The 21,592-nt window shown below is 63.6% G+C and carries 17 protein-coding genes; 11 read left to right on the top strand and 6 right to left on the bottom strand.

What is annotated here, in order from left to right; translation table 11 throughout:
- Positions 1-30: 30 nt before the first annotated feature.
- The gene (gene tgt, locus B2828_RS12770) at positions 31-2,055 is read right to left on the bottom strand and encodes a tRNA guanosine(34) transglycosylase Tgt (RefSeq protein WP_479634139.1); all 2,025 of its coding nucleotides are present in this window, start codon (positions 2,053-2,055) and stop codon (positions 31-33) included.
- A gap of 98 nt (positions 2,056-2,153) precedes the next feature.
- Here tgt and B2828_RS12775 point away from each other — a divergent pair, with 98 nt between their 5' ends.
- From B2828_RS12775 to B2828_RS12800, 6 genes are read left to right on the top strand one after another with little or no spacing between them, the layout of a single operon-like run.
- Positions 2,154-2,387, top strand: a complete 234-nt coding sequence (locus B2828_RS12775) for an RNA-binding S4 domain-containing protein (protein WP_479634140.1) — start codon at positions 2,154-2,156, stop codon at positions 2,385-2,387.
- A 55-nt stretch (positions 2,388-2,442) separates the two neighbouring features.
- Entirely contained in the window at positions 2,443-3,390 is a 948-nt protein-coding gene (locus tag B2828_RS12780) for a glycosyltransferase family 2 protein (protein WP_479634141.1), read from the top strand.
- 3 nt (positions 3,391-3,393) lie between these two features.
- A complete protein-coding gene (locus tag B2828_RS12785; RefSeq protein WP_479634142.1) occupies positions 3,394-4,530 on the top strand; it encodes a glycosyltransferase family protein in 1,137 nt (378 codons plus the stop codon).
- Positions 4,531-4,549: 19 nt separating this feature from the next.
- Positions 4,550-5,608, top strand: coding sequence for a Gfo/Idh/MocA family protein (locus B2828_RS12790; RefSeq protein ID WP_479634143.1), 1,059 nt, complete (start codon positions 4,550-4,552; stop codon positions 5,606-5,608).
- Entirely contained in the window at positions 5,605-6,708 is a 1,104-nt protein-coding gene (locus B2828_RS12795; protein ID WP_479634144.1) for an NAD-dependent epimerase/dehydratase family protein, read from the top strand. The genes B2828_RS12790 and B2828_RS12795 overlap by 4 nt, the downstream gene beginning before the upstream one ends.
- Before the next feature lie 15 nt (positions 6,709-6,723).
- Positions 6,724-8,322 carry an exosortase/archaeosortase family protein gene (locus B2828_RS12800; RefSeq protein WP_479634145.1) on the top strand — a complete coding sequence of 533 codons (1,599 nt, stop codon included), beginning with the start codon at positions 6,724-6,726 and terminating at the stop codon, positions 8,320-8,322.
- A gap of 156 nt (positions 8,323-8,478) precedes the next feature.
- On the opposite strand, the gene B2828_RS12805 is transcribed toward B2828_RS12800, so the two are convergent.
- From B2828_RS12805 to B2828_RS12825, 5 genes are all read right to left on the bottom strand, one after another.
- The gene (locus B2828_RS12805) at positions 8,479-9,258 is read right to left on the bottom strand and encodes a WecB/TagA/CpsF family glycosyltransferase (RefSeq protein ID WP_479634146.1); all 780 of its coding nucleotides are present in this window, start codon (positions 9,256-9,258) and stop codon (positions 8,479-8,481) included.
- Positions 9,248-10,219, bottom strand: a complete 972-nt coding sequence (locus tag B2828_RS12810) for a DUF6625 family protein (RefSeq protein WP_479634147.1) — start codon at positions 10,217-10,219, stop codon at positions 9,248-9,250. Before B2828_RS12810 ends, B2828_RS12805 begins: the two co-directional genes overlap by 11 nt.
- Positions 10,216-11,391, bottom strand: coding sequence for an acyltransferase family protein (locus B2828_RS12815; protein WP_479634148.1), 1,176 nt, complete (start codon positions 11,389-11,391; stop codon positions 10,216-10,218). The genes B2828_RS12810 and B2828_RS12815 overlap by 4 nt, the downstream gene beginning before the upstream one ends.
- Positions 11,388-12,245, bottom strand: a complete 858-nt coding sequence (locus B2828_RS12820; RefSeq protein WP_479634149.1) for a glycosyltransferase family 2 protein — start codon at positions 12,243-12,245, stop codon at positions 11,388-11,390. The genes B2828_RS12815 and B2828_RS12820 overlap by 4 nt, the downstream gene beginning before the upstream one ends.
- 133 nt (positions 12,246-12,378) lie before the next feature.
- Positions 12,379-14,058 carry an alpha/beta hydrolase-fold protein gene (locus B2828_RS12825; protein ID WP_479634150.1) on the bottom strand — a complete coding sequence of 560 codons (1,680 nt, stop codon included), beginning with the start codon at positions 14,056-14,058 and terminating at the stop codon, positions 12,379-12,381.
- A gap of 404 nt (positions 14,059-14,462) precedes the next feature.
- On the opposite strand from B2828_RS12825, the gene B2828_RS12830 reads away from it, so the two are divergent.
- From B2828_RS12830 to B2828_RS12850, 5 genes are all read left to right on the top strand, one after another.
- Entirely contained in the window at positions 14,463-14,984 is a 522-nt protein-coding gene (locus B2828_RS12830; RefSeq protein WP_479634151.1) for a hypothetical protein, read from the top strand.
- The gene (locus B2828_RS12835; RefSeq protein WP_479634152.1) at positions 14,981-16,012 is read left to right on the top strand and encodes a radical SAM protein; all 1,032 of its coding nucleotides are present in this window, start codon (positions 14,981-14,983) and stop codon (positions 16,010-16,012) included. Before B2828_RS12830 ends, B2828_RS12835 begins: the two co-directional genes overlap by 4 nt.
- 9 nt (positions 16,013-16,021) lie before the next feature.
- Complete coding sequence (locus B2828_RS12840; protein WP_479634153.1) at positions 16,022-19,027, top strand: two-component regulator propeller domain-containing protein; 3,006 nt, start codon at positions 16,022-16,024, stop codon at positions 19,025-19,027.
- On the top strand, positions 19,020-19,673 hold the full coding sequence (locus tag B2828_RS12845) for a response regulator (protein ID WP_479634154.1): 654 nt from the start codon (positions 19,020-19,022) through the stop codon (positions 19,671-19,673). The genes B2828_RS12840 and B2828_RS12845 overlap by 8 nt, the downstream gene beginning before the upstream one ends.
- A 373-nt stretch (positions 19,674-20,046) precedes the next feature.
- On the top strand, positions 20,047-21,438 hold the full coding sequence (locus tag B2828_RS12850; RefSeq protein WP_479634155.1) for an NAD-dependent succinate-semialdehyde dehydrogenase: 1,392 nt from the start codon (positions 20,047-20,049) through the stop codon (positions 21,436-21,438).
- The last annotated feature ends 154 nt before the right edge of the window (positions 21,439-21,592 follow it).

A 21,592-nucleotide genomic window follows, 5' to 3' on the forward strand; every position in this document is an offset into this window, starting at 1 on the left:
CTATTCCCTATTTCAGGCTTATTGGAGCGGCTAAAATTGCGGATGTTCGCGAATCGCACGCTCGAACGCGGGCCGGGCCTCCTCGGCAATCTCCGGGGGGAACTTGGCCCCGGAGCGCTCCCATTTTTGCAGCCATTCGGCCCCGAGCCAATCGTGGACACCAAGCGGCAGCGCGGCGTGGGCACGAGGCGTCGCGGCGATGGTGGTTTCGGTCTTTTCGCCGGTGCTCCGGCCCCGGGCGACAAAGAAACCGGCCTCCAGCAGCGCGGCGCGGATGGCGGTGGAACAGGTGTAGGTGAAGAGTTCCGCCGAGGCGCTTTCGCACGCTGCGAAGAGGCGGCGGAAGGCTCCGGGCGTCCAGTGTGCGCCGTCGCTTTTGCTGGAAAACATGTCGTAGAAAATCACGTCCGGCAGCGCGGGGACCCCATCGGCGAGCCGCTCCAGAAAATCGCCCCTCAGGAGCTGCCATTCCAGGCCGGGATCAGCGACCGAGCGCCACTCGCCCTGCTTTAGAATGGCGTCGGGCCCGGCGTGGCGCACGTAGGGGAAGGCGGCGTTATTGATTCGCGCGAGCTTGAGGGAATCGAGGTCGTTCTCGAAGCTGATCATGCGCATGGGGCGAACGGGCCCCTCTTTCGCCGCCGCTTCGTAGCATTGGATGGCCGCCATGGCGTTGGCCGCCGCGCCCATGCCGACATCCCAGATGACCAGCGGCGCATCCGTGGCCTCGCGCAGGCGTTGGGCTAGGCGGGATTGGTCGATGTAGAGCCGCCGCGCTTCCTCGATCGGCGGCGTGCGCGAATGCATGATCTCCCCGGAGGCGATGTGGCGAATGCTGGAGAAGCCCTCGGGCGCGGTGTGGACTTCGTAGGCTCCCAGCCGGAAGGTCTTGCGGCGCTTGCCCGGCTTGGGGCCGTGGACGGGGTTGTCGAGGTCCTCGGCGTGTAGGAATTCGCGCTTTTCGTGGTAGAGCGCCAGGAAGCGGTCCTCCAGAATGCTCTGGCGGATTTCCCGCATCATCTGGTGGTAATAGTAAATATTATGCTGTCCGAGCAACTGCCAGCCGAGCGTTTCCCCGGCTTTGGTGAGGTGATGGAGGTAGGCGCGGGAATAGCGGGCGCAGGTGGGGCAGCCGCAGGCCGGGTCGAGCGGTTCGTCGGCGCATTTGTAGACGCCCCGGCGCAGTTGCAGGTAGCCACGCGAGGTAAAGACGCCGCCGCGCTGGGCCACCTGGGTCGGGATGATGCAGTCGAACATATCGACGCCCCGGTGGACGGCTTCCAGAATGTCGAGCGGCGTGCCGACGCCCATCAGGTAGCGCGGCTTGTCGTGGGGCAGCAGGCTGGCGGTGAATTCGCACGTGTCCTCGCGTTCGGCGCGGCTTTCGCCCACGGCCAAGCCACCAATGGCAAAGCCGTCAAAGGGCATGGCGCTAAGGCACTCGGCGCTCTGGCGGCGCAGATCCTGGAAAAGCGCCCCCTGCACGATGCCAAAGAGCGACTGCGGCGAATCGCCCCTCGCCGCCAGGCTGCGAACCGCCCACCGATGCGTAATGCCCAAGGCCGCGCGGGCCTCCGCCTCGCCCGCCGTGGAGGGGATGCACTGATCCAGGGCCATCATGATGTCGCTGCCGATGGCCTTCTGGGTGTCGATGCTCAGCTCCGGGCTGAGCAGGATCGTCCGGCCATCCAGGTAGCTCTGGAAGGCTGCCCCCTCCTCGCTCATCAAGCGGGCATTGGGAAGCGAGAAGATCTGGAACCCGCCGGAGTCGGTCAATACCGAGCGCTCCCAGCTCATGAAGCGGTGGATGCCCCCGAGCTTGCGAAAAACGTCGGGGCCGGGCCGCAGCAGGAGGTGGTAGGTGTTGGCGAGCAGGATTTGCGAACCGGCCTCCTCCAGCGACTGCGTGGCCTGGGCCTTGACGGTCGCCTGGGTGCCCACGGGCATGAAGAGGGGTGTTTTGACTTCGTTGTGAAGCGTTCGGAACGTGGCCGCGCGGGCGTGAGAGCCCGTGGCCGTGGCTTCGAGTTGGAATTGGAGGCGGGAGACGGACATGAAAGGAGAAAGGGGACCAACATAGCAGGGTTGTGCGCGGAAGGAAATCCCCATTCCCCTTGCCCGCCCGCGCTTTCTCGCCCACAATAAGTTTTCTCATGAAAACGCTCCCTTTTCAGCTTCGCCCCGGCCAGGAATTCATCGAGCTCAGCAAGCTCCTCAAATTCATGGGCGTGACCGACAACGGCGCGGAGGCCAAGGCGCTCGTGGCCGGGGGCTACGTGACGGTGGACGGCGTGACCGAGGAGCGCAAGGCGTGCAAAATCCACCCGGGCCAGGTCGTGGAAACCGGCGAAACGCGCATTACGGTGGCGGCTGCGGATCAGCCTTGACGCCATGGGGTTAAAAAAGAAATAGTCAGCGGCAGCCCCTCCACCCCTCGCGCCCATGGCCAGAATCTCGGTTATCACTCCGTGCTATAACTCCAGCGCTTTCCTGGAGAGAACCATCCAGAGCGTGCAGGCGCAGGATTTCCCGGACTGGGAGCTGATCCTCGTGGACGACGGCAGCACGGACTCCACCCCGGAGGTGATCCGGTGCTACAGCGAACGCGATGCCCGCATCCGGGGCGTCTCGCAACCCAATGGCGGCCGGGCCCGGGCCTGCAACCTCGGCGGCGCGCACGTTTCGCCCGAAAGCGATTACCTCTTTTTTCTCGATAGCGACGACCTGCTTGTCCCCGGCGCGCTGCGCAAAATGAGCGAATACCTCGACCGCCACCCCGAGGTGGGCCTCTTGGGGTGCCAGTTCCAGGAAATCGACCCGGAGGACCGCCCCTTCGGCGAGGCCAAGCGGAGCCGGTGGGTGCCCGGGGGCTTTTTCCCGAGGCAACTGCGCGACGAGGAATTTGAGACACCCTTTGTGACCTTTTTCTGCGCCACGGGCCAGGGGCCGTTCGCGATGTACCGCAAATCGGTCTTCCAGAAAACCGCCGGGTGGAGCGAGGAATTCAGCGAATTTTCCGCCCAGGAGGATACGGATATGTTCTGCCAGATGGCGCTCCTGGCCCCCGTCCACTACCTGCCCGAGCGCCTTTACCTAAAGCGCGTGCACGGGGCGTCGATCACGCAGCAGAATGGGCGCATCCAGGCTTCGTACACCCGCTTCCGGGCGAAGTGGGACCACTACGTGCCCGCCGATCCCCGGCAGGCCGAGGTGGTTCGAGCCGCCAAGCGCCACTACTACCGCCGCCACAAGCCATTCCGGGACCTCAAAGTGGCGGTGTTGGCTCTTGGAGACTGGCTCCGCAAGCCAACCCAAGCCCGGCTCACCTGGTTTCTGTCGCTCGTCAAATGGGGCTTTAAGGGGCTGCTTTTTGGGGAGAGAATGCGTTAGAGCATGGAAACCCCGCACCTCGTCTATTTCGGCCAGACACCGGACCAGGGCACCGGCAGCCCGGTCATCCTGCTCCGGCACCTGCGGCGGCTCGCGGCGGGCGGCTGGCATATCGAGCTGGTGACGGAAAATGGACAATCCGACGCCCTGGCGGAAAAGTGGCCCATCCATCACCTAAGCCTTCGCAAGCCGTGGTGGCCGCCGTTCCGCGCCGGGAACCGTTTCCTGCGCTCGCTGCGGATGCGCCTCTGGGCCGGAGAATGCGCCCAGTTCTTCCCCGAGCCGCCCCAGGCGATCGTCTCCTACCTGAGCCTTTACAGCGAGCTGCACTCCGAGGTGGCCGCGCACTATGCCCGGCACTGCGGCGCACCGCTGACCCTCATCATCCACGATTATCCGCCGGACTTCCCGGGGGTCGATCCGCGCCAAGCCGCCGCGACCCTCCGGCGCAGCGAGTGGATTCTCAAACAAGCCCATCAACTCTGGTTCGTCTCCCCGGAGCTGGCTGACCAGTACGACGTTCCCGCGTCTAAAAAGCACGTCCTGCCACCCATCCCCGAGGGCGTGGCCGAACGCGCCCAGTGGAAAGCGGAAACCACCCGGCCGCTGATCGTCTACGCCGGGTTCGCCTACCCCGCCCAGATGCCGCTTTTCGCCCGGCTTGCCCGCGTCATCGCTGCCGCCGGGGGACGGCTCCTCATCCTCTCCCGCCCCACGCCGGAATTGCGCGCGATCTGCGAGGCCGAGCCGGTGGAGCACCGCGATCTCTTCCCGACCAACCGCGAGGCGCTCGACTTCATCACCCGCAACGCCTCGGCGGTGCTGGTGAGCTACAGCGAGCGCGTGGAAGAGATGCCGTGGACCCGGACCAGCTTCCCGAGCAAATTCGTCGAATTTTCCCAAACCGGCCTCCCGGCCCTGCTGGTCGCGCCGCGCGAAACCGCTCTGGGCCAATGGGCCGCCCGCAACGCATACCCCGATTTCTACGCGCCGGAGCGGATCGAAAACGCCTCGGCCTTTGTCGAAGCACTGAAAACCGAGCGCGGCTGGGCGGGAAAATCAGCGAATAGCACGCATTTTGCCGAGACGGAATTCAACCCGGCTGTGATACAGTCCGCCTTCGAGGCGGGTCTCCGGTAAGCCCGCTCCTTAGAACTTCATGCAAACCCCTGCTCTTCCCATCGTTCTTGTCGGCTGCGGCGCGGTCAGCCAGTTTTTTTATGCCCCGGCGCTGACGGCGCTCGAAGGCGCGGGAACGCTCAAGGTGGAAGCGCTCGTGGACCCCTCGGCGGAGAGCCTCGCCAAGCTGGCGGAAACCTTCCCGAACGCCGCGCGCTTTGCCCGGCTGGAGGAGACGCCCATTGACTCCCGCCTGGTCGTCGTTGCCTCGCCACCCAAGTTCCACGCCCCGGCGGCGGTCCACGCCCTCACCCACGGAGCCGCCGTGCTCTGCGAAAAGCCGATGGCCGACACCGTCGCCGATGCGGAGACCATTCTTGCCGCCGCCCGCTCCAGTGGCTCGCTGCTGGCCGTCGGGCTCTACAAACGCTTCTTTCCGGCCTGCGAGGCGCTTAAAGGCCTCCTCGAAAAACAGCCTCTGGGGCGGCTGATTTCCTTCACCGTCGAGGAAGGGGGCCGATTCGGCTGGCAGGCTGCGTCAGATTCGTTTTTTCGCAAAAGCGTGACACCCGGCGGCGTGCTGCTCGACATCGGCGTCCACGTGCTCGATCTGCTCCTCTGGTGGCTCGGGGAACCAGAAACGCTCCTCTACCGCGACGACGCCATGGGCGGCCAGGAGGCCAACTGCCGCCTCGAACTCGCCTACGCGGGCGGGGCTCGGGGGCAGGTCCACCTGAGCCGCGACTGGGCCACGCGCAACTGCTACACCTTCCGGTTCGAACGCGGCGTGGTCCGTTACAAGGTCAACGACGCCGCGCATCTCGAAATCCAGGCCGACGGCATGCCCTCGCTGCTCTCGGGAACCTTGCAGGGCCCCGGCGGCCGCCCGGAGCGCTCCAACCCGCAAAGCTTCATTGCCCAGCTCCAGAACATCGCCGCCACGCTGCAAGGCCGCGAAACGCTCCGCGTCCCCGGGGAGGAAGGCATCCGCTCCCTGCAGCTCATCGAGCGCTGCTACCGGGAGCGTTCGGGGCTCCTCGAAATGCCCTGGCTCACCCCCGGCGAAACCACAACCGCCCAACACCTCGCCTCACTATGAAAGTCGCCCTCGTCGGAGCCAGTGGATTTGTCGGCACGCGCCTGCTCGAATGCTGGAAGCTGGGGGGTGGCGCATTCGAGGTCGTGCCCGTGGTCCGTTCCTTCAGCAGCCTTGCCGTAATGGCCCGCTTCGAATTGCCCTGGCAGGTCTGCGACGTCATGGACGCCCCCGCGCTTGCCCGCGCTTTTGCCGGGTGCGAGGCGGTCGTCCACGCCGCCATTGGCGACCCTTCGCAGATTGTCGGCATGGCGGGCTCCATTTACCAGGCTGCCGCAAGCGCCGGGGTGAGACGGCTCGTCGTGCTGAGCTCCTCCTCCGTTCACGGCCAGGCCCCGGAACCGGGCACCGATGAAACGAGCCCCCTTCACGAAAAGCACGCCATGGCCTACAACACGGCCAAGGTCCGGGCGGAACGGCTCCTCAACCAGCTCGCCCAAGATGGCCGCGTGGAGGTGGTGATGCTGCGGCCCTCGGTCGTTTTCGGGCCGCGCTCCCGGTGGGTGGCTGACGTGGCCACGCAGCTCTTGGCGGGGAGCGCCACGCTCATTCGCGAAGGAGAGGCCCTCTGCAATACGATTTACGTCGATAATCTCGTTCACGCCATCGAGCGGGCTCTGGTGGTTCCTGAGGCGAAAGGCGAGGTCTTCCTCGTGGGCGATGCCGAGAGGGTGACGTGGCGGGAATTCTACGCCGCCGTGGCCGGGGCCCTCGGTGTCGGAATGGAGAGCGTTCGCTCCATCGAGCCGCCAGAATTTCCCAAACCGCTCAAAGAGCGCGTGGGGGCCATCACCTCGCGTCCCGCCGTCCAGAAGCTCCTCCCTCTTTTCCCAAGCCAGCTCAAACGGCTCACCAAAGTCCTCCTCTCCAACTGGCGCGATACGCCGATGCCCAACGTCTGGACGCTGCCCCCCGGCACGCCCGCCGCCGTTACGGAAGAACTTTCCCTGTTGGGCCAGTGCCAATGGCGGCTCCCGATCGGGAAAGCCGAGCGCATTTTGGGCTACCAGCCCCCGGTTTCTTTCCAGGAAGGAATGCGCCGGAGCCTCGGGTGGCTTCAGTTTGTCGGCTATCCGGTATTTGATTCTACGCAAAAGCGCTGATAAGATATTCGGCTCATGGCTTCCACGACCCCTGAAAACGCAGCGAGCGCGGTCCCGCAGATCCCGGAACTCGACCTGGCCTCGGCCTCGCGGCTCAATCGTGTGCTGATGTGGGCCTCGATCCTCCTGCCCTGGGGGATGCTGATTGCCTATCTTCATATCTTCTGGTCCAACTCGCCGCAATACCAGTACGGCTGGTTGGTGGTGCCGCTCGGGTTGCGGCTTTTCTGGCTGCGCTGGAACTCGCTCGCGGAGACCCGCCGCACGGACGGCATCGGAGCCAGCGGCGCAACGCTGCTTTTCGCCTTCCTGATCGCCCCCATCTGGCTGATCCGCCAGGCGACGACCCACTGGAGTGTGCCGGGCTACGGCCTGACGTTCCTGGTGGCGGCCTACACCTTTGCCCTCCTCGGGATCATGGGCGGCTGGAAGCTGGCCCGCCAGATGATGATCCCGGTGCTGTTCCTCTTCTGCGCGGTGAAGCTCCCGCTCACGCCCGAGCAATGGCTCATCCAGGGCTTGAGCCGCTTCGTGGCCTCGGCGTCAGTGGAGGTGCTCCACTTGCTCGGGATCACGGCGGTCGATTACGGTAACCTAGTGATTCTGAAAACCGGGATCATCGGCATCAACGAAGCATGCAGCGGCATTCATTCGCTCCAGTCTCTGTTCATGGTGGCCATTTTCCTCGGGGAAGAGCGCCGGATGCTCATTCCGCTGCGGGCGACGCTGGTCGGCCTCGGTGTGGCGCTTTCGCTGGCCTTCAATGTCCTGCGCATCCTGATCCTCTCGTTTGTCTGCCTGTACAACGGGATGACCGACTTCGAGGCCTGGCACGACCGCGCGGGCTGGTCGATCCTGCTCCTTTCGCTGGGCATCATGGTCTTCGTGGCCAATGAGATCGGCGGCAAACCGCGCGTGGACGGCAACGGCCCGCCCCCGAATCTGCGCAAGATCCCGACGTGGATCGGCGCTTTGCTGACGCTCTGGTTTGCGGCGGTGATCGTCGGGGTGGAAGGCTGGTACGGGCTCCACGATACGGAACAGCCATTCGCAACGCATGCGGAGATCATCTGGCCGGAGACTAACCCGAGCTTTACGCCGAGCGAAATTCCCGACCGGGTGCGCGACGTGACGCTCTGCTCCGGGGGCCGCACCGGGAAGTGGAAGGAAAACGACGGAACCGAATGGTCGCTTTCCACGCTGGAGTTCGGCGGCGGCGTCAAGGGGACCAGCCAGTGGGCTCCGATGCACACGCCGGACATCTGCTTCCCCGCTGCGGGCATGCCGCTGGAGGCGGCTTATCTACCGGCAAGGGTCGCCGTCAAAGGCGGCTACTTGACATTCCAGACTTGGGAATTCCGCCGCCGAGGGGGCCGGATTTTCGTGTTCTATACCCGGCATAACGAGGGCAAGGCGAGCGATGTGGACGCGGGGGTGTTCCAGCAAGACACCTTTGGCGTGAACCGCGCGCTCCATGGCCAGCGGAACCTGGGGCAGCAGACGATCGAATTCACGATGGCCGGGTTCCCGGACTTCGAATCCGCTCTGGCGGCCTTTAAGAAAAAAGCGCCCGGGATGATCGAGCTCCAAAAACAGACGTCGGGGCGGGAATAACCGCGCGGGGGGCGCTTTTATACGACTTGCATAGTCGAACGCCACTAAACGGCCTCTCTATAAAAAATATTTCACGCAAAGCCGCAAAGAAGGCAGGTGCGTTTCTTCTTTGCGTCTTTGCGTGAGACTTAATGCCTTTTATCTGTGTAAATCGTATTACTTCCGGACCTCCGGGGCGCGCTCGCGGTATTTCAGGAGCAGCCAGATTAGTTTACGGGCTTTCCAGTAGCGGGGCACAAACCGCTCCGGCGCATGCAGGCAGCGCATGAGCCAGCCGAGGTAGAAGTGGTCGGCCCAGGTCGGGATGCGCACTTGGTCGCCGGTAAGGAAGCCGATGGCCGCCCCGGTACAGTGGAGCCCGGGCCGGTAGCAGGCCCCCACTTTTAGATAATAGGCCAGCTTTTCCTGCACGCCGCCGCCGACGGCCATGAAGATGTGCGCCGGGCGGCGCTCGTTGATGCGCGCGAGCAGCTCCGGATCGATCACGCAACCCGCTCCGTAGACCGGAGCGATGTAGCAGTCCTCGGGCGTCGTCGGGAAGCCCTGGCTGGCGAGCCAGGCGAGCGTTTTGTCCCGGGTGGCTAGGGAGGGCATGACCCAGAAGACGGCCCCCGGCTCGCGCAGGGAGGGTTCTGAGAGGAGGAGCTTCAGGTATTCCAGGCCGGAGACCCGCTCCACGCGGTCCCGCTTGAGGAGCCGCCAGAGCAGCACCATCAGGCCGCTGTCGGTGATGGCCAGATCGCTGTTGAGGAGGGCCTCTGCGGTGTACGGGTCCTCCTGCATGGCCAGCAGGACGGGCGCGGAGGGAACGACGACGAGGCCGCCCGCGAGCGCGATTTGTACAGCTTCCTTCGCGGGCCCGGTGAAAAACCGGACGCCCAGGATGTTCCGAAAATGAGAGTCCTCGCCAGGGTTCATAAATGCTTTAACTTGCACGCCTTAGCCTCCGCGCCACGCCGCGGCGAATCCGCCCGGCCCAACCGCGTCCGGCTGAAAATACCCGGCCCACCCAATACGGCACCTGAGCGCTCAGCGCAAATTCAATTCGTTTCCAGCCGCTCCGTGGGGCGAACTTCAGGCCGCTCTGGCGCACGCTGATTTGCGTGACCTCACCCGGCCAGTAGGGGAACGCGGGCAGCCGCCAATGTTTCTTCCAGTGGTGAAAGTGGTAGAACATCGCCTCGCGGCCCGTGGCGGTGTGTAAGAGGTGCCCATCGCGCCAGTCGGCTTCCCCGGATTCCCAGAAAAAGCCGTCCAGCGTCCCTTTTTCCTCCCGCTCCAGGCGCTCCGCCCACTGCCGCCATTCTTCTGAATCGACGTCGTGAATCTGCAACTGGCGGCGCAGGATGCAGGCCCCCTGGGCGGAAAGCGCCGCGTCGGTGGGAAGCTCATCCAGGTTGAAGACGCTGGAACTGCGCACCCGCGCGGGGTAGTCGGGGATCTGGCGGTAGAATTCCCGCAGCGGCGGCGTGTTGCGAAACAGGGCGAACTGCCCCGTGATCGAGCAGCGGCAGGAAGCAAAGGCGTCGTAGGCGTCCAGCAGCGCTTCCGGGAAAAACGCGGCGACATCGCCGAGCAGCACGTCGCAATCCCCATACCCCCAGTGGCTATAGCCGCCCAGGCTCTCTTCGAAGATCCGGCCAAACGCCGGTTTCAGCTCGGTGACTTTGTACGGGTTGGCAATGGCGGGATCGAACCCGAGCTGCTTTGCGCAAAGGGCGTTGAAGTCGCCAAGCGACATCTGCCGCACGAGGAGGTTCGCCGGGCGGTGGCGAGGAACGGGGCCGTCGGTGATGAGCAGCCAGTCCAGGAGCGGGTTGCGCGCGAGCGTGACCATAAAGAGGCCGTACCACGGAGGCAGCTTGCCAAAATAGGGGCTGATGATGAGCGCCTTCATACGCGGACACGCTCGGGCCGGGCTCCCGGGCGAGTTACGCGCCGGATGACCCACTTTCCAGCCTCAATGCTCGGCTGTTCCACCCATTGGTAAAATAGCCCGCAAAAGAGGCAGACGAGCCCGCCAGCGCCCAGAGTGAGGGCGTAGAGCTTAAGCGGATGGAAGTAAACGTGGGGGAAGGCCCCGTGCAGAAGGTCGGGCACGAGGTCGAGCAACGGCTGATGCAGCAGGTAAACGCCGTAGCTCACCAACCCGATGCGGCGCAGCAGCTCGAAGCCGACGCCCGGGCGGGAGAAATGGCCCTCGGGCCGCTCCAGCCACGAGGCGATCCACTTCACCGCCACCAGCGAGATGAAGAGAAAGCTGTAGGAAAACAGCGGCTTGAAGAAGAACGAGGCGAGCATCGGCAGCACCAAGACCAGCGCCGGGATTTTGCTCAGGAAAAGCGGGCGCCCGTAGATCCAATCATCCGCGAGCCGGGCTCCGGCCGCCCAGCTAAACCAGTAAAACACGGGCAGCGGACGCAGCAGCACGGGCGGGTTGAAATCCCAAAGAAACTCCACCGTGCGCAGCCCCGTCTCCAGCACCGCCGCCACGCAAAGCGCCCCGCGCCACCCGAGGCGGCGGGACATCAGCAGCAGCAGCGGGTAGATCAGGTAGAGCTGGAACTCCGTGGCGATGCTCCAGAAGGAGCCGTTGATCGCATAGGCCCAGGCGGGCTGAAAGTTGTGCACCAAAAACGCATGGCTCAGGAACTGCCCGACTCCCGCCCCTGCCCCGCCAGCTCCCGCTTCACCGGCCAGCCGGTCGTGCGGCAGGAAGACCCAAAAGAGGCACAGGGCGAGGAGATACGGGGGGTAGATCCGGAAGAAACGGCGGATAAAAAAGACCCGCCAGCTTTTCTGCGCGGAACGCTCGTGGCTCAAGTGAATGCAAAAGCCGCTGACGGCAAAGAAAACGGCCACCCCGGCCCAGGCAAACGAGCACGGGAGCAGGGGCAGAAAGGACTTGGGCACCCCGCCGAAGTCCCGGAACCAGCCCGTCCACCCCAGGCTGTTGACCCCAAAGGCGGGGTTGAGGGAATGAAAGACGAGGACGAGGAGAAGCGCGACGGCCCGGATGTGATCCAGGAAAGCGATCCGGTCCGAGGCGGGCTTGGCGGCGGTCGTCATTTTTGCGGGCCCGTGTTCGCCTCTTTCTTGAGTTCAAAGGTCTTGGCCACGCTCAGAAATTCGTAGAACCCGTGCAGCCGGGCAAAATAGTACCCCTCTTTCCCGTCCAGGAAGCCGCGCTGCCAGACGTAGACGTAGAGAAACCGGAGCCATTCGCGGCACGGCAGGTGATGGGAGATCTGCTTAAGCCGCCGCCGCCAGCCGACGTTCCCCTTCTGCAAGTGGGCCTCGCTGGCGTGCAGGTAGCGGTCGAGCGCCACGCGGGATTCCCAGTTGGAATAGCGGTTGTGCTTTTCGACAAAGACATCGACCGAAGGGAAGGCGTAGTGGTCCATCTCGCTCTTGAGGAAGCCGGTCCCTCCCTGCACGACGACGTGCTCATGGACTTCGTTGTCGCCGCTCTGGGTATCGACGTTGGTGAGCTGTTCGTAGCGGCCCAGGCGGTGCTTGAAAAACCGGAGGTTCCAGTTCGGGTAATAGGCGTGCTTAAGCCAGCGCCCCATGAACATGAAGCGGCGGTTGATCCAGTAGCCCTCGAACGGCGGGTGCGGGTCGTGGGCGATGGCACACAGCTCGGCCTCGGCCCCTGGCGGCAGCACTTCGTCGGCGTCGAGGATGAAGACCCATTCGTGCTTGAAGGGGAGGTTCTCCAGCGCCCAGTTTTTCTTTTTGGGCCAGATGCCGTTGAACTGGAACTGCACGACCTTGGCCCCGAACTGTTCCGCGATTTCCCGGGAAGCGTCCGTGCTGGCGGAGTCGACCACAAAAATGTCGTCCGACCAGGCCACCGATTTCAAGCAACGGGGGAGATTTTTCGCCTCGTTTTTGATGGGGATAAGAATGCTGACAGACACAGGGGAAATCAGGGCGGGGATTTACCTGGAATTTGAAGGGAAGCGCCGGTTTCGTCAAGAAACGATATCCACCCCCGGGGAAAGCCCGCCGGGCATATTCAATCATCCTGAAATGCCGGGGCGGGTATCCGCTTTACAGAGGAACGCCCGTAAGCGTGACGGCGGGGGTGAACGCTCCGGCGGCATGGAGCTTTACCGGGCGCTTCCAGACTTTGCCGTCGCAGAAGGCGTAGAGGGTATTCAGCTCCGGCCCGCCCAGGCAGACGCCCATGGTGCGACGGCGGTCCGGCATGGGCAGGATAACTTGCGTGGGGCCGTCGTCCGCGCAAATCTGCACGCCGAAGCGCGTGGCGACGAGTAAGCGGTTTTCCTGGGCGTAACAGATGGATTGCGCTCCGGCGTCGTCCTCCCAATCCGGCACGTGCAGCCAGAAAAAGCGCTCTTGGTTGATAAGGGTGCCGTCCGGCTGAACCTGGCAACTAAAAACCCACTTGGAACGGCCGTCGCCAATGGAGAGCAGCCATTGATCGGGCCGCAGCGCCAGCCCGGATGCGCCTTTGATCTCCGGCGCGGGGATGGCGGTTTTCTGGCCGTCTTTGAGGTACCAGAGGGTGCTCCCCTCCTCGGCGGAGGCGCCGGGGGCAGGGGCAGAGATGTAGATGCCGCCAGAGGGAAGGGCGAGGCCATAGGCGCCTTTGATTCCGCTGGCGAATGGGGCCGCCTTCCCCTCGGCGTTGTACACCAGCACTTCGCCGGTGATCTCGGAGACGGTGTAAAGTTCGTCTTTCGGGCCGATGAAGAGGCTGGAGGCGTGGGCGGCATCGGAGGCGAATACGGAGAGGCTCCCATCAAGCCCGATCCGGCCAATTCGGTTCGTCTTGACGTCGACAAAGAAAATTTCGCCCTTGGAATTGCACGCGGGGCCGCGCGGAGCTTGGAAATCCCCCGGCACCGGTTCCCACGGGGCGTTGTCCACGACCACGTCGCGCACCCGCGGAGCGCCTGTCCCGGGCCTGACCGGCTGGGGCCAGCCTTTCCAGATGAAGCGCATGGCATCGCTAAAATGGTCGATCCACCCGGCGCAGTGGGGCCCCTCGATGACGTGGAACTCGTAGTCGTAACCGGAAAACTTCAGCGCCTTGTCCATTTCCTGGTCGATGAGGAACCAGTCGCCCGCGCAGTTTTCCATGTCGTGGGTGGCCGTGGTGAGGTAGGCGCGTACGGGCTGGGGCTCGAATTTGCGAACCAGCGTGGGGAGTTCATGCCCGCCCCGGAAGGCCACGAAGCTGCCGCTGTTGGCATAGACGCGCCGGAACAGGTCCGGGCGCTCCCACGCGGCATTGAACGCGGAGATGCCGCCGCTGCTCGCCCCAGCGATGGCGCGGTCGTTGGGATCGGCGGAGAGCTTCACAGCGCACGATTGGGCGACGAAGGGTAGAATTTCGTCGTTGATGAAGCGGGCGAAGCGGTCCCCTACTCCATCGTATTCAAAGCAGCGGTTGCGCCGTTCGAACTGGCCCGCGACGGGAGCTTTCAGGACGCCGGGGTTCACAAACACGCCGATGAACACGGGGATTTCACCCGCAGCGATCATTTTTTCCAGGAGCGGTTTCTCTTCGGCGTTATAGCCGTCCTGCCGAACGTAGACGCACGCGGGCTTGGAGCCGTCATACTGGGCGGGAATGAAAACGGTGACTTCCCGCGTGGTACCGGGGAAGATCGTGCTTTCGGCGAAGGTGAATTCCTTGATCACGCCCTCTGATGCGACGGCAGGGTTGGGCTGGGCGGTTGGGTTTTGTGAAAAAGCTGTCATAGCGGAAAAAAGAAATAATCCAGTCCATCGGAACAAACCGGGAGGAGGAGTCATATCTTTTAGGAAAGCTTGAATGGGACCCGAGCTCAACTCCGAAATATCCTCTGTTCAAATCCCTCCACCGCAACGGGCAGAAGGCAGCAGGCTGATCGAAACACAACACGGGTGACGCGGCTCGCGCGCGGGGATTTCCCCCTTGGGAGCGCCCTCAAGCACCTCCAATGGCATAGAAGCTGCTCAAGCCCCGCCCCGCACATCAGACAAACTGGGTGATTTTGCGGCGGCGATCCGCGCCTTCAGCGTGCCCGCTTCCGCTGAGATATTTAGCAGACCTTCGCGCGCGAACGGCAAACCGACCAACGGGCCTTCGGCGCAAAACCAGGCCATCCCATGTTTTGTCCTCTATGAAAATTCGCACCGATTTCGTTACCAACAGCAGTTCCGTCAGCTACGTCATCACCATGAGCCCCGACATGGCGGAATTCTCTTACAAAATGACCCACATCCGGGAGGGCCACGCCTCCCCGGGCAACAAACGGGAACGGATCTACGGCGTGCTAAGCCAGGACCTCAAGGAGCATGGGGAGAAAATCACCGTGGGGGAAAACGATCTCTATCGGAAGGTCTACGATTTCTCCAAAAAGCCCGACACGCTCTACGACCAGTCGTTTCCCCAGCCGGTCGAAAGCGTTGACTTCGCGGCGCTCAGCGACAAGGAGCTGTGGGCCTATATTTACGGCGAGTACTTCGTCAATGGGCGGCTGGCGTCGGAATTCAAGGGGTTCGGGTCGATGCAGGTACCGCGCGACAAAGTGCGCCTGGCCGAGAAATTCTGCCAGCGCGTGAAGTGCGACGATTGCGAGCGGCTCAATACGCCGGAGTGCCATAACACGCTGAAGAAAAACTCCGAGGCCTCCGGCAAATGATCATCCGCCGCCACGGCCCGGGCTACAACTTCTGGGGCGACACGGAAACCGGACTCACGCTTCACTGGGGCGCGACGCTCGACGAGAACCCCGAGCGCGCCCCCTGGCCCGAGCTGGCCGATATTTCTATCAGCAACCAGTGCTCCAAAGGGTGCGCCTTCTGCTACCGGGAGAGCGTCCCCGGCGGCGCGTTCATGAGCGCCGAGGAGTACGCCTACGTCATTGAGTGCCTGCGCAGCGAGCGCTGGGGCAGCGTCTTCCAGGTGGCCCTCGGCGGCGGCGAACCGCTGGAGCATCCCGAGTTCTTCAAGATCCTGGACGAAACCCAAAAGCGGAACATCGTGGCGAACTTCACCACCAACGGCCTTCTCATCGACCCGTCCGTGGCCCGCCGCCTGCGGGGGCGGATCGGAGCCGTGGCGCTCTCGGTGCGCTCCATCGCGGAGATCCCGGTCGATAAAATCGCCTTCCTCGCCGAGGCGGGGGTGACGGTTAATCTCCACTTCATCCTGGACAGCGAATCGATCCTCGAAGCCATTGAGCTGCTCGACGGCAAGGCGAATGCGCTCCTCAAAGGGCTCCACGCGGTGATCTTCCTGACCTACAAGCCAAAGGGCCGGGCGAACCCCGCGAAGTGCCTGGAGCTGGGCGGCGCTTTGGAGTGGTTCCTGGCCAAGGTGAACGCCAACCAGTGCGCCACGCGCATCGGCTTCGACGCCTGCTTCGTGCCGCTCCTGATGCACGGCACGGAGGTCAACGTCGATACCATCGACTCGTGCGAATGCGGCTTTTTCTCGATCTACATCGACGAAGCGCTCAACGTGAAGCCGTGCTCGTTCGCCAACACGGAGGAGTTCACCTTTAACCTCGCCAGCCACTCCATGGAGTCCATTTGGGAGGAGCGTTTCGCCCCCTACCGCGCCGCCATGAGCGCCGATGAATGCGCCGCGGACTGCCGCAATAAAGCCCATTGCCGGGGCCGCTGCCACTACTACGATTCGCTCGCGTTTTGCCACGTATCGGCGTAAAGGGTGTGCGTGCGCAAGCCGCCGTTCCCCCTCATTCTATTCCTGCTCTGCCTCCTCCCGGTCGGCCTTCTGCTGGGCGCGAACGAGAATATGCTCGCGGATTACGGCATCCGCCAGTGGCGCGGCGAGGATGGCCTGGGCGAGGATATCGTTAACGGGGTCGAGCAGTCGATTGACGGCTACGTCTGGTGCGTCACGCAGAACCAGATCATGAAGTTCGACGGCCAGCGGTTCACGCGGATCGACCCCGCGCTGCCGCGCCAGGCCACCTGGCTGGGCGTCACGGCCGACCATCGCGGAGCCCTCTGGTTCTACGGCGAGGGCGGGGTGATGAAATACGACGGCCACGGATGGACCGCCTTCCTCGGCGGGAAGGAAAAGATCGAGAATCTGGAGGAAGACCCCAAGGGAACCGTCTGGGCCTCGGGTGAACACGGGCTCTACCGCCTTGAGGGGACGCAGACCGCCCCCTTCCCCTGTACGGTGGAGGGAATGCACTACGCCATTCGGGAAATGGACGCGGGCCCGGACGGGCAGATTGTCGTGATCGCCAAGCGCGACGACCGGAGTACGCGCCTGCTGCGCTTTCATAACGGCGTCTATACGCCCGAGGACTTTCCGCCGGAATACGCCGAGGAGGAGCTGCTCAAGGTCCACCTGGGCCCCTCGGGGACGCTCTGGGTGGTGAACGCGCGCCGTCTCCTTTGCCGCACGGCCACCGGGTGGAAGGAGATCCCCTTCCCCGACGGCCAGCTCGACTGGCACGGCATCCAGACCGTTCAGGAGCGCGAGGGCGGCGAGCTCTGGGTGGGGACGTTGCGGGGGCTCTTCCGGTGGCGCGGCGAGAAATGGAGCGAACTGACCACGCGCGACGGCTTTTTCCCCTTCTCGGTACGCTGCTTCAAGGAAGACCGCGAGGGCGGGCTCTGGATCGCGGGCACCGGCGGGCTCATGCGGCTGACGCCCAAGGCGGTGCAGGTGTTTTCCTCGGGCCTGGGGCTGGAGAAAGAGGCCTTTATCTCGGTGCTCGTCTCGGGATCGCAATGGTGGGTGGGCATCCCGGGAATGAAGCCCCTGGTGGGCGCGCTCGGGGCCCTCGCGCCCGCCGGAATCGATGTCTACCCGGCCGACACCACGGCCTCGGCGCTACTGGAGTCCCGGGACGGAGCGATCTGGATCGGCACGCATTCGCACAACCTCTGGCGCTGGAAAAACGGGAAGGTGGACTTGATTTTGCCGCCGAAGGGTGTGGATATCCCGGCCATTACCACGCTGGCGCAGGATCACGCCGGACGGATCTGGGTGGGCACGCTCGGCGGGCTCTCCCGGGTGACGGACGCCGGGCTGGTACCCGCCGACGTCGGCAACTGGGCCTCGAAGGATACGGTGAACGTCATTTACAAGGACGACGACGGGACGCTCTGGGTAGGCTACCAGACGCTCGGCCTCCTGAAGCTGCTGCGCGACGGCTCGGCGGTCTGGTTCCAGAAAGGCGAAGGGCTGCCGGACAATTCCGTGCGGGCCATTTACCGCGACAAATCGGGCGCGCTCTGGGTGGGGACTTCTGCCGGGCTGATGCGCTGGGTGAAGAACCGGATGAGCGTTTTCACCGTGGCCCAGGGGCTGACGGATGACGCGATCCGGCAAATTACTGAGGATGATTTCGGCTACCTTTGGCTGGGCACTCGCTCGGGGTTGATGCGCATCTATCTCTCGGAATTCCCGGAGGTGGACGGCGGAGCCAAGACGACCCTGGCCGTTCACTATTTCGGCCGGGGCGACGGCATGAAAAGCGAGGAATGCACGGGCACGAAGCCGGTGAAAACCCCGGACGGGCGGCTTTGGTTCCCAACCATGGACGGGCTCGTCATGGCCGACCCGAAGGCGCTCCCCAAGACGGCGGAGACCCCGCTCGTTTATTTGGAGGAGGTGCGCATCGCGGAGGCCACCGCCTGGAGCGCCGGGCTGACCGGGAGCGCCAGGACGCATCTGGCGCTTTTCCCCAAGCAGGCCCGGCAAATCGAGTTCCGCTTTACGTCGCCGGAATATTTCGCCCCCGAGCGAGTCCGGTTCAAGTACCGGATTGAGGGGCTGGATGCCGACTGGTCGATCCCGGATACGCGGCGCAGCGCCTCCTATGCGGAGATCCCGCCGGGCAACTACCGCTTCCGCGTTGCCGCGTGCGGCCGCGACGGCGTCTGGAGCTCTGCGGATAGCTCTCTCGCTTTCACCATTCCCCCGCTCTTCTGGCAGACCATGGGCTTCCGGGCGGGCGCGGTCGCGCTGGGCTTCTCAGGGATCGTGGTGCTGCTGGTCTGGCGGGAGCGCCTCAAAGCCCGCCGCAAGCTGCGGGAGCTGGAGCACGAACAAATGCTCGAACGCGAACGGGCCCGCATCGCGCGGGACATCCACGACGAAGTGGGGGCGGGCTTGACGGAGGTGGCGCTCTTAAGCGAACTGGCCCAGGCCGACCTGAACGAAGGCCGCAAATACCTCGATGACATTTTCCAGACCGCGCGCGATCTGACCCGCTCGCTGGACGAAATCGTCTGGTCGATCAACCCGGCCAACGATACGCTGGAAAAGCTGATCTCCTACCTGGTGGAGTTCGCCCGCGACTTCCTGGGAAGCGCCTCGCTCCCCTGCCGCCTGGAAGTGCCCACGATGCTGCCGCCCGTCACCGTGGCCTCCACTGTGCGCCACCAGGTCTGCCTGGCGGTCAAAGAGACCCTCAACAACATCGTCAAGCACGCCGAGGCGAGCGAAGTGCGCATGGAGATCCGCTGGGAGGCCTCCTGGCTGCACATCCGCATCCGGGACAACGGTCGGGGATTCGCGCAAGAGGCGCTTGCGGACCCCGCCTCCACGCGCGACGGTCTGGAGAACCTCCGGACCCGGATGCGCGAAATCGGCGGCTGCTGCGAGCAGGAAAGTGCCGTGGGCCAAGGGACCGCAACCCTCTTGTCGGTAGAACTACCGACTGCCACCAAGCCGGGCCCGGGTCAATATGCCTAAAGCTTCATCTGCCATGTCCATCACCGTCGCCATCGTCGAGGACGATCCCCGAATTCGAAAAACCCTCGCCACCATCCTTGCCAGCGATCCAGAATGCCTCTGCACAGGCGAATACGGTTCCGCCGAAGAGGCGCTCGCGGCCATGGAGACGGCCACGCCCGACGTGGTCATCATGGACATCAACCTCCCGGGCATCAACGGCGTGGAATGCGTGCGCCGCCTCTCCAAGCTCGACCCGCACTCGCACATTCTGATGCTGACGGTCTTCAACGACACGGAGACCATTTTCGACGCCCTGCGGGCCGGGGCCGTGGGCTATCTTACCAAGCCGGTGCGGGCCGCGCAGCTCCTGGCGGCGGTGCGCGACGTGATCGGCGGCGGGGCCCCCATGACCAGCAGCATCGCGCGGCTTGTCGTGCAGTCGTTTCAGAAACCCCAGGCCCCCCAAACGGAGGACGAAGGCCTTTCGCCCCGGGAGCGCGAAGTGCTCGACCTGCTGGCCAAGGGGTACCTTTACAAAGAGATCGCCGACATGATGCAGGTGAGCTACTCGACCGTGCGCACCCACATTGAGCGGATTTACTGCAAGCTTCACGTGCAATCGCGCTCCCAGGCGGTGGCGCGCTACTTTGGCCGGGAAAATTGACGCCGTGTCGGTAAAACTACCGACTACCGGAAAATGCCGACCCTCGGTAGGGTATTGTTCGATAGCTGAGAGATGGTGGCATAGTTGATGTTGTTACAAATGCCTACTCCCAAAGCCCGCCCCATTCATTAGGGTTTGTGATGAATAGGGCGGGCTTTATTTTGTCCAGGGGAGAGAGCGGATTTCGAGGGTCTTCCGGCAAAGTCGCCAGCAGGCCCCCCAGGCATGCTCACCCAAACAAGAAGGTATTTCCCGTAGCTCATCCACGGGGCTATGCTCCCGGAAGCGAATAGAAGAGGACAGGACGACCTCAATTTCACAAAACAAATTGATCTTATCCGGTAATCATTTTCGTCAACCACCGAAGGAAAATATGCCATACGCAACGATCAATCCCTACACCAACGAACTCGTGAAAACCTTCCCGGACGCGACGGACGCCGAAGTCGGGCAGGCCATCACCAAAGCGGACGAGACGTTTCAATCCTGGAGGAAAACCTCTTTCGCCGCGCGCGCCGCCGTCATGACCAGGGCCGCGTTTCTCCTGCGCCGGGGCAAGAAGGAGTATGCAAAAATCCTGACGCTCGAGATGGGCAAAATCACCGCGGAGGCGGAAGCTGAGGTCGAGCTGTCGGCCCAGATTTTCGAATATTACGCGAAGAACGCTGAAAACCTTTTGAAACCCGAGCCGCTTCCGGTGGCCGATCCGGCGGAAGGCGAAGTGATCATCGTCCACGAGCCGCTGGGCGTCCTGCTCGCCATCGAGCCGTGGAATTTCCCCTATTACCAGATCGCCCGCATCATCGCGCCCCAGCTCTCGGCGGGCAACACGATCCTGCTCAAACACGCCTCCAACGTGCCGCAGAGCGCCGACGCGTTTGAAAAACTGATGCTGGAAGCCGGGCTCCCGGAGGGCGGGTTTAAGAACCTTTACGCCACGCGACAGCAGCTTGAGCAGATCATCAACGACCCGCGCGTCCGCGGCGTCGCGCTGACGGGCTCCGAGGAGGCGGGCGCAACCGTGGCCGTCCAGGCGGCACGGGTGCTCAAGAAATCCACGCTGGAACTCGGCGGCGCCGACGCTTTCGTCGTCCTCGCGGATGCCGAGCTGGAGCAGACCGTCAAGTGGGCCGTTTTCGGGCGGCACTGGAACGGCGGGCAAGTCTGTGTCTCCTCCAAGCGGATCATCGTTGTGGAGGCCGTTTATGACGATTTCCTCAAACGCTACACGGCAGGAGTGGCGGCCCTTCGCGCGGGCGATCCCTCGGACCCGCAGACCACTCTGGCACCGCTTTCATCGCAGGCCGCAGCTGACGGAGTGAGGGAGAAAATCCGCCAGGCTGTCGCACATGGCGCGGTCGCGGTTGAAGTCGGCCCGAAGGTCCCTTCCAAGGGCGCTTTCGTTCAGCCGACCCTCCTGACTCACCTCACGCCCGAGAATCCCGCCTACTATTGGGAATTCTTTGGCCCTGTCTCGATGATTCTGCGCGCCAAAGACGAGGATGAGGCCGTCCAGATCGCGAACGACTCCCCCTTCGGGCTTGGCGGATCGGTCTTTACCTCTGATCCCAAGCATGGTGCGGAAGTCGCCGCGCGAATCTCAACGGGCATGATTTTTGTGAACCATCCGACGATGGTGAAAGCCGACATTCCCTTTGGCGGCGTCCGCCGTTCGGGCTATGGCCGGGAGTTGACGCACCTTGGCATTAAAGAGTTCGTCAACCATAAGGTCATCGGGGTCGTCGATATCAACGCGCCTTTCTAAGAGCGACTGAGCCAACGAAAGCTGGTGGTGGGTTCCTAAATCGTGGGAGTCACTGACGAACTCCGCATATAGAAATTGGCGTTTTTGGCATTCAGAACCAATTTGCCATTCGGGGTCACGCCAATCAAACTTTCGGAATGCGGACAGAGATCCC

Source organism: Spartobacteria bacterium UBA695, from assembly GCA_002298145.1.
Lineage (GTDB): Bacteria > Verrucomicrobiota > Verrucomicrobiia > Chthoniobacterales > Chthoniobacteraceae > UBA695.